Genomic DNA, 12,372 nt, shown 5'->3' on the forward strand with positions numbered 1-12,372 from the left:
GAGCCGCGTCCTGAGAAATGGGACGACACCTGCTGGCCTGAAAGTTGCCATGGTTGCCGGGAGCGCGGCACTTTCCATTGAAGGAGAATGCATGAACTGGAGCAGGCTTGGCACGACGCTGGCAGCCATGTTGCTGGTCGCCGGCAATGCAGTGGCGCAGCAGGCCGGACAGATGCCGGAACAGCCATTGACCGGCACGCTGAAGAAGATCAAGGCGACCGGCACCATCACGCTCGGCCATCGCGAATCGTCGATTCCGTTTTCCTATCTGGACAATCGCGCGCAGCCCATCGGCTACGCGATGGACCTCTGCATGAAGATCGTCGATGCGGTGAAGACGCAGCTGGCAATGCCCGATCTCGAGGTGCGCGTGCAGCCGGTCACCTCGAGCAACCGTATTCCGCTGCTGAAGAACGGCACCATCGATCTCGAATGCGGCTCGACCACCAATTCCAGGGGGCGCCAGCAGCAAGTGGCTTTCGGCCCGACCTATTTCCTCATCAATGTTTCGGCCGCCGTCAAGAAGAGTTCCGGCATAGACAGCATCGCCCAGCTCGATGGCCGCACGGTCTCCACCACCTCGGGCACGACCTCGGTGCCGTTGCTGCGCGCGCACCAGCGCGGCAGGGAAGTGCGCGTCAAGGAAATCTACGGCAAGGACCATGCGGAAGCCTTCCTGCTGATGGCCGAGGATCGCGCTGCCGCCTTCGTCATGGACGACATCCTGCTGGCCGGGCAGATCGCCAATGCCAAGAAGCCCGATCTCTACAAGATCCTGCCGGAATCGCTGCGCGAGGAACCCTACAGCATGATGCTGCGCAAGGACGATCCGCAATTCAAGACACTGGTCGACAAGGCCGTGGGCGACGTGATGCGTTCTGGCGAGATATACGCGATCTACGACAAATGGTTCGTGCAGCCGATTCCGCCGCGCCGCTTGAATCTGCATTTCCCGCTCAAGGAATCCCTGCGCAAGGCCTTCCTCGAGCCGAACGACAACGGCATCTGATACGGGAGTACGCATGGCGAACGGATCATCATCTCGCGACAGGAAGGACGGTGCGACATGGACCTGAGCATATTCTTCGAGCCGATGGCTGAAGGCGATCCGACCTGGGGCGCCATGCTGCTGTCGGGACTCGGCTGGACGCTGGCGGTCGCCGCACTCTCGTGGATCATGGCCTTCGTGCTCGGTTCGCTGATCGGCATCGCGCGCACCACCGAGAAACGCTGGCTGGTCATGCTGGGCGGCGCGTATGTCGAGGTGTTCCGCAATATCCCGTTGCTGGTGCAGTTCTTCGTCTGGTACTTCGTGGTACCCAGCGTGATCCCGCCCATCAAATCCATCGTGATCGAGCTCGATCCGATCCAGCACCAGTTCGCCACCGCCGTCATCTGCCTCGGCTTCTTCACGGCGGCGCGCATCGCCGAGCAAGTGCGTTCTGGCGTACGGGCATTGCCGCGCGGTCAGCGCAATGCTGGTTATGCGCTGGGACTGACGCCCATGCAGACCTATCGCTACGTGCTGCTGCCGATGGCCTACCGCATGATCATTCCGCCGCTGACTTCGGAGCTCATGAACCTGATCAAGAACACGGCGGTTGCCTATTCGATCGGCCTGGTCGAACTGTTCTTCCGCACGCGCGAGATGGGCGAGATGACCTTCCGCTACTTCGAGGCATTTGCCGCCGCCACGCTGATGTACCTGCTGATCGCGTTGGCAGCCAACAGGTTGATGGCGCTGGTCGAACGCAGGCTGGCAATCCCGGGACAAGGCACGGGGCAAAGCGGGGGAGCGCGCCATGTCTGATTTCGATTTCGCCGTCATCACCGACAGCTGGCCGCTGCTGCTGCTTGGCCTGCAATACACGATACAGCTGACGATCGTCGCCACCATCGGCGGCGTCATCTTCGGCACGCTGCTCGCGATGGCGCGGCTGTCGAGCAACAAGACCTTGTCGATGCTGGCGGCCGGCTACGTGAACGTCATGCGCTCGGTGCCGCTGCTGCTGGTCATCTTCTGGTTCTATTTCCTGTTGCCGCTGGGCCTGCAATGGATCAGCGGGTCGGAATGGCCGGTCGCGGTCGGTGCCGACCGCTCCGCCTATATCACCTTCATCCTGTTCGAAGCCGCCTACTTCTGCGAGATCATGCGCGCCGGCATACAGAGCGTGCCGAGGGGGCAGGTCAATGCGGGCTATGCGCTGGGTTTGACCTACGGGCAGTCGATGCGACTCGTGATCCTGCCACAGGCATGGCGCAACATGCTGCCGTTGCTGCTGACGCAGACCATCATCCTGTTCCAGGACGTGTCGCTGGTGTCGCTGCTCAACGTGACGGACTTCGTCGGTGCCGCCACCAAGATCGCGCAGCGCGACAGCCGCGTGGTCGAGATGACGCTGTTCATCGCCGTCGTCTATTTCGTGCTGAGCCTTGGTCTGTCGCTGATCGTCAAGCAGATCCACAAGCGTACCGCCATCATCCGCTAGGCGGACGAACATCAATCGGGAGAACAAGTCATGATCGAGATGGACAACGTCAGCAAGTGGTACGGCAGCTTCCAGGTGCTGACCGACTGCACGACGCAGGTAGCCAAAGGCGACGTGGTGGTGGTTTGCGGTCCGTCGGGTTCCGGCAAATCGACGCTGATCAAGACCGTCAACGGACTCGAGCCTTTCCAGAAGGGGCGCATCACGGTTGACGGCATCGCGGTGGGCGCGCCGGGGACCAACATGTCCAGGCTGCGTTCGCGCATCGGCATGGTGTTCCAGAACTTCGAACTGTTTCCGCATCTGTCGATCCGCCAGAACCTGACGCTGGGCCAGGTCAAGGTGCTCGGCCGCAGCGAGGAAGAGGCGACCGAGCGTGGCCTCAAGTATCTCGATCGCGTCGGTCTGCTCGCGCACCAGGAGAAGTTCCCGGGCCAGCTTTCCGGCGGCCAGCAACAGCGCGTCGCGATCGCGCGTGCGCTGTCCATGGACCCGGTCGCCATGCTGTTCGACGAGCCGACCTCGGCGCTCGATCCGGAAATGATCAACGAGGTGCTGGACGTGATGGTCGGTCTGGCGCAGGAAGGCATGACCATGATGGTCGTCACGCACGAGATGGGATTCGCGAAGAAGGTCGCCAACCGCGTGATCTTCATGGACAAGGGCGCGATCGTCGAAGACAGCGCCAAGGATGCGTTCTTCGGCGGCGCGCAGTCCGAGCGCGCACGCGATTTCCTGGCCAAGATCATTCACTGACGACAATTCCGTGTGCAAGCCGGTCATGCCGGCATGCAGGGACATTGCGTTGTGAACAGGTAAAATGGCAGGGTTGACCGAAAGACTGCCATGACCACACAAAACGCCAGCCAGCACCCCGCCAGCCTGACCATCACCCGCCCCGACGACTGGCACTTGCACCTGCGCGACGGCGCAACGCTCGCCTCCGTCCTGCCCGACACGGCACGCCAGTTCGCGCGCGCCATCATCATGCCGAACCTGAAGCCGCCGGTGACGACCACCGAGCAGGCCGTCGCCTACCGCGAACGCATCCTGGCGGCGCTGCCGGCCGGCATGCGCTTCGAGCCCCTGATGACGCTGTATCTGACCGACAACACGCCGCCGGAGGAAATCCAGCGCGCGCGCGACAGCGGTGTGGTGCATGCGGTCAAGCTGTATCCGGCCGGTGCCACCACCAACTCGGATGCCGGCGTCAGCAATCTCTCCAAGTGCATGAAAACGCTGGAGATGATGCAGAAGGTCAATATGCCTTTCCTCGTGCATGGCGAAGTGACCGATCCTGCCATCGACGTCTTCGACCGCGAGGCAGTCTTCATCGAGCGCGTCATGCAGCCGCTGCGGCGCGACATGCCGGAACTGAAGGTGGTGTTCGAACACATCACGACCAAGGATGCGGCCGACTATGTGGCCGCTGCCGACCGCTACGTGGCGGCGACCATCACGCCGCAGCACATGCTCTACAACCGCAATGCGATCTTCACGGGCGGCATCCGGCCGCACTACTATTGCCTGCCGGTCCTGAAGCGCGAGCTGCATCGCCAGGCGCTGGTGGCGGCTGCCACCTCCGGCAGCAGCAAGTTCTTCCTCGGCACCGATTCCGCGCCGCATCCCAAGGGCATGAAGGAACACGCCTGCGGCTGTGCCGGTTGCTACACCGCGCTGCATGCGATGGAACTGTATGCCGAGGCGTTCGAGCGCGCCGGCGCGCTCGACAAGCTCGAGCAGTTCGCCGCCTTCAACGGTCCCGATTTCTACAGCCTGCCGCGCAATACCGACAAGATGACGCTGCACCGCGAGGAGTGGGAGATTCCGGCCGAACTGCCGATGGGAAATGCGACCGTGGTGCCGCTGGACGCAGGCGCCAAGCTGGGCTGGAAGTTCGCCTGACGACAATGGCGGGCCGGCAGTTGGCATGAGCGCGGCATTCCTGCAGCAGATCGACTGGACACGCCCCTGGTTGGCGCAGGTGCGCGAGTGCGGCGAGGTGATTGCGCATGCAGATGACTGGCGTGCCGCGCTGAACCGATGTGTTGAAGCACTCGGCGTGCGCAATCATCGTGGCCTCCCGATCCGCTTCGTTCCGCAATCCGCTCTGCAGCCGGGCGTCGCCTATGAACAGTTCATCAGCGACACTGGCGGCGTGCCGACGCGCGACAATCTCCACGACTTCTTCAACGCGCTGGTGTGGCTGCATTTCCCGCGCATCAAGGTCCAGCTCAACGCGATACAGGCGGCCGAGATCGAACGGTGCGCCAGTATTGCATCTGCCGAGGAAGCGCGCGCTCAGGCGCATGGGCAGGTGCGCGGAAAGGTACGTGATGCGGCCACCATCTTCGACGAGAATGCCGTACTGTTCGTCGCCAGCGATCCGTCCCTGGTCCAAGCCTTGCGCATGCATGACTGGCATACTCTGTTCATCGCGCGCCGCGCCGCACTGCAATCGCAAAGCCGCGTGCTGCTGTTCGGACATGCGTTGATGGAAAAGCTGGTCCAACCCTACAAGGCGATCACGGGCCATACATGGATCGTCGCGCCATGCGTGGAAAACGGCGTCGCAGCAAGTCTGGAAGAGATCGACGCCGCCGTTGCGCAGCAACTGGCGGGCGGCTTGAGCACCGCGGATTTTTCGCCGTTGCCGGTGCTCGGTGTGCCGGACTGGTGGCACGATCAGGACGAGACCTTCTATGCTGATGCCTCTGTATTCCGCCCGCCACGACAGCGCTGAGGGATCAGCATAGCGGGCCTTCTAATCTAAATGAAGTGGCCATACCAAAAACAAAAAGCGCCCGGAGGCGCTTTTTGATGTTCAAGATCAAGCAGGCAAAGCCTGCGAGAAATTAGAACTTGTGACGGATACCGACTGCGATGATGGAAACGTCTTGACCACCACCAACGCTGGCGTTGGTAACGTTCAGGCTACCCAGTTGGCTGCCACCGAGTGCTGCACCGATATCGTTGTTGGTGCGAGCGTAACCAGCGTACAGGTTGGTACGCTTCGACAGATCGTAGCTGTACTGGATCGCAACTTGTTGCGAATCAGCATCGTCGAACGTGCGGTTGTCGTTGATGGCGTACGAAGCAGCCAGCGAACCAGGACCCAGTGGCAGCGAAACACCGATCAGGCCGTTGCGGTATTTGACATCGGTACCACCAGCGTTGCTTTCAAACTTGCCATCAGCATAAGCGCCGTGCAGTTTGAATGCGCCGAAGTTGTAGGTTGCGCCGATGAAGGCGATCTTAGCTTCGCCAACCGGGGTAACGACGCCACCGGTTGCGGTGTCAGCGTTGACGTTGTTGTAAGCAAACTGAACGTTCAGCGGGCCATTTGCGTAGCCCAGGCCGACGCCGTATTGACGTTGAGCACCGTTATCGCCTTCTTGTTCGCCGAAGGTGTAAGCTGCACCAGCTTTGAAGCCGGAGTAGCTGTTGGTTTGGTACTTGATGGTGTTCGAAACGCGATCGCCGACTGCTGCACCGTTTGTAGCAACGCCGCCGTTGTAGAAGATGCGAGCGATGTTACCGATCGAACCCGAACCACCGAACGGATCGATTTGGTCGTGTGCGTCTTTCAGGATCGTCGTTTGACGGCCCAGATCGACCTTGCCGAATGCGCCGCTCAGGCCAACGGTAGCGACACGGTTGAAGATTTGGTTGGAAGCTGCGCTACCGCCGTTATCCGAGTTGAAACCAGCTTCCAATTGGAAGTTGGCTTTCAGACCGCCACCCAGATCTTCCGTGCCTTTGAAGCCGATACGGCTAGGCGATTGTGCGCCCGAAGTCAGGCCGGTGGTGCGCTCACCGCCGTTGTTGATGTCAACGCTGCCGATACCGGTATCAACGATACCGTAGACGGTAACCGACGATTGTGCCGATGCAGCACCTGCAAATGCGCCCAGAACGGCCAGAGCCAAAAGCGATTTTTTCATTTAAATGTTCCTCAAATGTTGTTTTAGGAAGTGCTTACTTGTTTCAAGCAACCACAACGTCCAATGCGGAGCTGCCTGTCCTGCCTGTACAACGACAGGACGACGGGTTGATTGAAACAAATTAACTGTTCAGTGACAACCAAATATCAAATCGCCTGCTTATAAAAAGTAAAAAATGACGTTTATTTGCAACACCTCGGTGCGGCAGTGCATCAAAAAGGGGCGTGGGTGAGTCGCCGGCTTTTGATAAAAACCCGTTCTTCAGAGGGAGGAAGGGGGGCAAGCCTTGGAAGAAGGGCTTGTTGTCAAACTAGAACATGTGGTTGATTCCCAACGATATGCCGGTTTGGTGGTTCGGCCTGCCGGGTGTGGCGGAGGCAAAGCCGGTGGTCTTGGCGCGATCCACGTCCGCATAGAGGTTGGTGCGGGTCGAGAGCGCATAGGTGGCACCCACGATGAACAGGTCCCGCTTGGCGGTCGCGCCGCTGGCGGAACCCAGGCTGGTCTTGTAAAGAGCAGCAGTAATGCCGATGGCCGAAGTAATGTCGTAGCTGCCACCGAACCAGTTGTTGCGTGCCCGGCGCATGGTGCCGGGTCTTGTTGTTTCCGAGTTGGCGCCGATGTGCCCGCCGGCGATCCGCCAGGCGCCTGATTTATATGCGGCCCCGAAGGTCAACTGGTCCTGGTCGGCATAGTCGGGTGTGCCGCTGTTGGCGACGTTGGGTTGTTGTCGGGTATAGGCGATGCCGAAGGCGTATGGGCCGGGGCGATAGACGATGCCGAGCGCCTTGGCGCTGTTGGCCTCGCTGGAGCCGCTGACTTCGCCAAAGACATATTCGCCCAGCACCGAAAGGTTGCCGAACTTGCCGATGTATTGCGCGGCGTTGCTGAAGCGGGTGCCGCCCAGCTTGCCGAACGGATTGTCCGGGTCTGCATGACCTGCGACCGCGCCCGCCAGCGGGATCAACTGCACGTAGCGATAGGAGAACGGATCGTAGGCGTGCACCACCTTGCAGGCGACCGATGGCTGACGGCCGAAGTCGAGCGAACCGAAGGCTCCAGCGATGCCGACCGAGGAAATGCGGTTGAACAGACGGTTTTGGGTATTGTCCAGTTCGCCGGTGCCGGAATTGAAGCCGGCTTCGAGATGGAAGTGGGCATTCATGCCGCCGCCGATGTCTTCCGTTCCCTTGATGCCGAAACGGTTGTTGTAGTAGTTGCCGTTGGAACTCATCGACAGCAGGCTGCCGCCATTGGACGCGGCATTGGTCACGTGACGCACGCCAGCGTCGATGGTGCCGTAGAGGCTGACCGACGATTCGGTTGGCTTGATTTCCAGGATGGGAGGCTGGCCTTTCGGCGCCTGTGGATCGAAGGTGCCGTAAATGGTCATGGTCGGTTGTTCTGCTCGCGCCGAAAGCGATGACAGGCTGGCGAGAAGGAAAAGCAGGCAAATCTTCTTCATGAGGCGAATGGCCGGTGTCTTGGGGTACGGCGCCTTGGCAGGGGCGCAATTGATCGGGTTTCCCGGATATGTTCCGGTTACGGCAGGGCGGCGGAAGATTAAATGCTGCAATAAAAAAATGATTTGATATCGGTTAGTATTTTGGAAAAGACACAGTCTTTCACCTTTTGTTGTTGTCCCGGAGGATTTCCCCATGTTGTTTCCCGATCGCCTGATCCAGCAGTTCGACAGCGCGCTGCGCGTCATCAGCGGCGTGTCCGTTGCCGGGCGTCCCAATCCTGCCGGCGGAATTGCAGAGGCGACCATGGACGGTGCAGAGCGCCGTCATAGCGCGGGGCTGATGCGGGTCAATCACGTGGGGGAGGTGTGCGCGCAGGCTCTATATCAGTCGCAGTCGCGTTTCGCGCATACCGAATCGGTGCGCAGACAGTTTGAACACGCCGGGCGAGAGGAAGAAGATCATCTGGCATGGACCGCGCAGCGTCTGCGCGAACTGGGTTCGCGACCGAGTCTGCTCAATCCGGTCTGGTACGCGGGCGCCTATGCGCTGGGCGTGGTGGCGGCCAAGCTGGGCGATGCACGCAGTCTGGGCTTTGTGGTGGAAACCGAACGCCAGGTGGAGGCGCATCTGAACGACCACATGAGCCGCCTGCCGGCGCAGGATATGAAGTCGCTCGCGATCGTGTCGCAGATGGCGGTCGACGAGGCCGAGCACGGCAACGCGGCGCGCGATCTGGGCGCCAGCGAGGTGCCGACGCCGGCGCAGCACGTCATGCGCGCCATGGCGAAAGTCATGACGTCGACTGCCTACTATATATAGAGAACTTTGCCGGCTTGCTGTCGGCACCGGCATGTTGTTGGCAAAGCAAAAACGGGAGCCGATGCTCCCGTTTTTTGTTGATGAGACAACAGTGCGTCAGGCCGCCGGCGCGTCTTCCACGATCTCGTAGGAGTGGGTGATCTCGGCGGTTTTCTCCATCATGATGGAGGCCGAGCAGTACTTGTCGTGCGACAGCTTGATCGCGCGTTCGACCACGTTGGGCTTGAGGTTGCGGCCGGTCACGGTGAAGTGGAAATGCACCTTGGTGAAGACCTTGGGATCGGTCTCGGCGCGCTCGGACTTGAGCGAGACGTCGCAGCCGCGCACGTCCTGGCCGCTCTTGCGCAGGATGACGACGACGTCGTAGGCGGTGCAGCCGCCGGTGCCGAGCAGCACGACTTCCATCGGGCGCGGCGCGAGGTTGCGGCCGCCTCCCTCGGGCGCGCCGTCCATGGCGACGACGTGGCCGGAGCCGGTTTCAGCCAGAAAGGTCATGCCGGCAGCGAGGCCGGTCCAGCGTACGGTGCATTCCATGTGAATCGATTCCTTGCAGATGAAAAGTTGTGACATTGTAACTGCGGATCCTCCTTGCCGCCGTGCTCGGTGCGACGGGCAGCGCATTGCCGGAGCGGCCGGCACGGAAATGTCGCCCGGATGAGACGAAAAACCGTCGCAAACGCAGGCCGGATGCGGTGATGTTTGACGCCAAGTCCTTGAAAAGCCTATAATTTGCGGTTCTTCCGTTCGCTCAGGAAGAGACAACAAGGATGTGTACGCGGAAGGTTGCGCGTAACCGCCATTTTTGAGCGATTCATTTTTTGGAAAGTCATCATGAAAACTTTTTCCGCAAAAGGACATGAAGTCCAGCGCGACTGGTTCGTGATTGACGCGACGGACAAGGTCCTCGGACGTGTTGCCAGCGAAGTGGCACGCCGACTGCGCGGCAAGCACAAACCCGAATTCACTCCGCACGTCGATACCGGCGACTACATTGTCGTGATCAACGCAGGCAAGCTGCGCGTGACCGGCACCAAGGCCACCGACAAGACCTACTATCGCCACAGCGGTTATCCGGGCGGCATCTACGAAACCAACTTCCTGAAAATGCAACAGCGTTTTCCGGGCCGCGCACTCGAGAAAGCCGTCAAGGGCATGCTGCCGAAAGGCCCGCTCGGTTACGCGATGATCAAGAAGCTGAAAGTGTATGCAGAGGATTCGCACCCGCACGCCGCTCAGCAACCCAAAGCACTCGATTTCTAAGGAACAGCCATGATCGGTAACTACAACTACGGCACCGGCCGTCGCAAGAGTGCAGTGGCTCGCGTCTTCATCAAATCGGGTTCGGGTCAGATCGTCGTCAACGGCAAACCGGCCGCCGAGTACTTCTCGCGCGAAACCGGCCTGATGGTCATCCGTCAACCGCTGGAACTGACGAACAACGTCGAAACCTTCGACATCATGGTCAACGTGCATGGCGGCGGCGAGTCCGGCCAGGCAGGTGCAGTGCGCCACGGCATCACCCGCGCCCTGATCGACTACGATGCCGCGCTCAAGCCGGAACTGTCGAAAGCCGGTTTCGTCACGCGCGATGCACGCGAAGTGGAACGTAAAAAGGTTGGTCTGCGCAAGGCGCGCCGCGCCAAGCAGTTCTCCAAGCGTTAATCTGCCGTCTTCAGCAGTATCGAAAAGCCGTCGGGTTTGCGCCCGGCGGCTTTTTTCTTTTGGGGCCTGTGCCGAGCGGCGCTTTTCGCCGGACAGGCGTCACGAAGACGCAAGGCGTCGCCTGTTAAAATAATCGACAATTTTTTGCTGGAAGAAGAGAGGATCAACGAGATGATCAAGGTCGGCATCGTCGGCGGTACGGGATACACGGGGGTGGAGTTGCTGCGTCTGCTGGCAACGCATCCGGAAGTCGAACTGGCGGCCATCACGTCGCGCAAGGAAGATGGCATGCCGGTGGCGGACATGTTCCCGTCGCTGCGCGGCCGTGTCGATCTCGCGTTCTCGTCGCCGGACAAGGCCAGGCTGACCGAGTGCGACGTGGTGTTCTTCGCCACCCCGCATGGCGTGGCGATGGCGCAGGCGCCGGAATTGCTGGCTGCCGGCGTCAAGGTGATCGACCTGGCGGCGGATTTTCGCCTGCAGGACACGGCGAGCTTCGAGAAGTGGTACAAGCAGCCGCACACCTGCCCCGACCTGTTGAAGGAAGCGGCCTACGGCCTGGTCGAGCTGAACCGCGATGCGATCAGGAAGGCGCGCATCGTCGGCAATCCCGGCTGCTATCCGACCACCATGCAGCTTGGCTTCGCGCCGCTGCTGAAGGCCGGCGTGATCGATGCCTCGCACCTGATCGCCGACTGCAAGTCGGGTGTTTCCGGCGCCGGCCGCAAGGCCGAGGTGGCGACGCTGTTCTCGGAAGCGAGCGACAACTTCAAGGCCTATGGCGTGTCCGGCCATCGGCATTCGCCGGAAACGCTGGAGCGCCTGTCGCTGCTGACCGGCGACAAGGTCGGCCTGATCTTCACGCCGCACCTGACACCGATGATCCGCGGCATGCATTCGACGCTGTATGCGCGCCTGACCACGGACATCGACAATGCCGGCCTGCAGGCGCTGTTCGAGCAGGCCTATGCCGACGAGCCGTTCGTCGATGTCATGCCCTTCGGTTCGCATCCCGAGACGCGCTCGACGCGCGCCTCCAACATGCTGCGCATCGCGCTGCACCGTCCTGCCGATGGCGACACGGTGGTGGTGCTGGTGGTGCAGGACAACTTGGTCAAGGGCGCGTCCGGCCAGGCGGTGCAGTGCATGAACCTGATGTTCGGCCTGGAAGAAACCGCCGGCCTGCGGCACGTGCCCGTGCTGCCGTGAGCGGCGCGGTCATCCACGCATGAACGCGCCCAAGCCGGTTTTCAAATCCCTCAAGCGCAAGCTGTGGCTGAGCCGCTGGTCGGTGGGCGCGCCGCGCATGACGATCAGGAATCATCTGCCGTGGCCGCTGCGCGCGATCTTCATCGCCATCGTGGTCGGCCTGGGCGGGGCGGTGGCCATGTGGGCCTACGACGCGGGACGCAATTTCACCGGGTTTGGCGACCGGCCGACGGCAAGCCAGTTCGAGGCTTTGCGGGGCGAATTGCAACAGGTCGAGAAGGAGCGCGACGATTACCGCGCCACGGTCAATGCCGCCGAAAGCCGCCTGAACATCGAGAAGGCGATGCAGGCGCAACTGGCCGAGCAGGTGCGTGCGCTGGAAGCGCAGAACGGCAAGCTCAAGGAGGATCTGGCCTTTTTCGACAGCCTGCTGCCGACCGCGACCGGTTCCTCGGGCCTGACGATCCGCCGCCTGAAGGCGGAGATGGTAGACCCCACCCACCTGCGCTACCGCATGCTGCTGATGCAGGGCGGACGCGGCACGCGGGAGTTCAACGGCAGTTACCAACTGGTGGTGACGCTGGTTCAGAACGATAAAAGTGCTATGATCACCTTCCCCAAACCCGAGTCTGCCGGCGCCTATCGCTTGTCATTCAAGCATTATCAGCGCGTCGAGGGCGTGCTGGACGTGCCGCCCGACGCGGTCGTCAAGTCCGTGCAGATCAAGGTCCTCGAGCGTGGTGCAGTGCGCGCGCAACAGTCTGAAAACCTGTAAGGAGTTCA

At 61.1% G+C, this 12,372-nt stretch carries 15 protein-coding genes; 11 read left to right on the forward strand and 4 right to left on the reverse strand.

Features of this window, described 5'->3' with window-relative positions:
• Positions 1-91 precede the first annotated feature (91 nt).
• The 6 genes from IEV38_RS12625 to IEV38_RS12650 all read left to right on the forward strand — a co-directional run bounded on the left by IEV38_RS12625 (position 92) and on the right by IEV38_RS12650 (position 5,232).
• Positions 92-1,009, forward strand: coding sequence for a transporter substrate-binding domain-containing protein (locus tag IEV38_RS12625; protein WP_371869883.1), 918 nt, complete (start codon positions 92-94; stop codon positions 1,007-1,009).
• A gap of 57 nt (positions 1,010-1,066) precedes the next feature.
• A complete protein-coding gene (locus IEV38_RS12630) occupies positions 1,067-1,810 on the forward strand; it encodes an amino acid ABC transporter permease (protein WP_188396602.1) in 744 nt (247 codons plus the stop codon).
• Positions 1,803-2,489, forward strand: a complete 687-nt coding sequence (locus IEV38_RS12635; RefSeq protein WP_188396604.1) for an amino acid ABC transporter permease — start codon at positions 1,803-1,805, stop codon at positions 2,487-2,489. Before IEV38_RS12630 ends, IEV38_RS12635 begins: the two co-directional genes overlap by 8 nt.
• 30 nt (positions 2,490-2,519) lie before the next feature.
• Positions 2,520-3,245: an amino acid ABC transporter ATP-binding protein gene (locus IEV38_RS12640; protein WP_188396606.1), complete on the forward strand. Its 726-nt coding sequence runs from the start codon at positions 2,520-2,522 to the stop codon at positions 3,243-3,245.
• Positions 3,246-3,335: 90 nt separating this feature from the next.
• Positions 3,336-4,394 (forward strand): dihydroorotase, encoded by a 1,059-nt coding sequence (gene pyrC, locus IEV38_RS12645; RefSeq protein ID WP_188396608.1) that lies wholly within the window; start codon positions 3,336-3,338, stop codon positions 4,392-4,394.
• Between the two features lie 25 nt (positions 4,395-4,419).
• A complete protein-coding gene (locus tag IEV38_RS12650; protein ID WP_188396610.1) occupies positions 4,420-5,232 on the forward strand; it encodes a DUF3025 domain-containing protein in 813 nt (270 codons plus the stop codon).
• Between the two features lie 112 nt (positions 5,233-5,344).
• On the opposite strand, the gene IEV38_RS12655 is transcribed toward IEV38_RS12650, so the two are convergent.
• Positions 5,345-6,433, reverse strand: a complete 1,089-nt coding sequence (locus IEV38_RS12655; protein ID WP_188396612.1) for a porin — start codon at positions 6,431-6,433, stop codon at positions 5,345-5,347.
• 310 nt (positions 6,434-6,743) lie between these two features.
• Positions 6,744-7,826: a porin gene (locus IEV38_RS12660; protein WP_229729037.1), complete on the reverse strand. Its 1,083-nt coding sequence runs from the start codon at positions 7,824-7,826 to the stop codon at positions 6,744-6,746.
• Positions 7,827-8,091: 265 nt separating this feature from the next.
• On the opposite strand from IEV38_RS12660, the gene coq7 reads away from it, so the two are divergent.
• Entirely contained in the window at positions 8,092-8,718 is a 627-nt protein-coding gene (gene coq7 / locus IEV38_RS12665) for a 2-polyprenyl-3-methyl-6-methoxy-1,4-benzoquinone monooxygenase (protein WP_188396614.1), read from the forward strand.
• Positions 8,719-8,814: 96 nt separating this feature from the next.
• Here coq7 and IEV38_RS12670 read toward each other — a convergent pair whose 3' ends face one another.
• Positions 8,815-9,252, reverse strand: coding sequence for an OsmC family protein (locus tag IEV38_RS12670; protein ID WP_188396616.1), 438 nt, complete (start codon positions 9,250-9,252; stop codon positions 8,815-8,817).
• 297 nt (positions 9,253-9,549) lie between these two features.
• On the opposite strand from IEV38_RS12670, the gene rplM reads away from it, so the two are divergent.
• Together rplM and rpsI are read left to right on the forward strand one after the other, a co-directional pair.
• Positions 9,550-9,978 carry a 50S ribosomal protein L13 gene (gene rplM / locus IEV38_RS12675; protein ID WP_188396618.1) on the forward strand — a complete coding sequence of 143 codons (429 nt, stop codon included), beginning with the start codon at positions 9,550-9,552 and terminating at the stop codon, positions 9,976-9,978.
• 9 nt (positions 9,979-9,987) lie between these two features.
• Positions 9,988-10,380, forward strand: a complete 393-nt coding sequence (gene rpsI, locus IEV38_RS12680) for a 30S ribosomal protein S9 (protein WP_188396620.1) — start codon at positions 9,988-9,990, stop codon at positions 10,378-10,380.
• Here the strand turns inward: rpsI and IEV38_RS12685 are convergent.
• Complete coding sequence (locus IEV38_RS12685) at positions 10,377-10,559, reverse strand: hypothetical protein (protein ID WP_188396622.1); 183 nt, start codon at positions 10,557-10,559, stop codon at positions 10,377-10,379. The two genes, rpsI and IEV38_RS12685, sit on opposite strands and share 4 nt — an antisense overlap.
• Here IEV38_RS12685 and argC point away from each other — a divergent pair.
• Both argC and IEV38_RS12695 read left to right on the forward strand, forming a co-directional pair.
• Entirely contained in the window at positions 10,552-11,589 is a 1,038-nt protein-coding gene (gene argC, locus IEV38_RS12690; RefSeq protein ID WP_188396624.1) for an N-acetyl-gamma-glutamyl-phosphate reductase, read from the forward strand. The genes IEV38_RS12685 and argC overlap by 8 nt on opposite strands.
• 19 nt (positions 11,590-11,608) lie before the next feature.
• The gene (locus IEV38_RS12695; RefSeq protein ID WP_188396626.1) at positions 11,609-12,364 is read left to right on the forward strand and encodes a DUF6776 family protein; all 756 of its coding nucleotides are present in this window, start codon (positions 11,609-11,611) and stop codon (positions 12,362-12,364) included.
• Positions 12,365-12,372 lie beyond the last annotated feature (8 nt).

This window comes from Oxalicibacterium flavum, from assembly GCF_014635065.1.
Taxonomy (GTDB): domain Bacteria; phylum Pseudomonadota; class Gammaproteobacteria; order Burkholderiales; family Burkholderiaceae_D; genus Oxalicibacterium; species Oxalicibacterium flavum.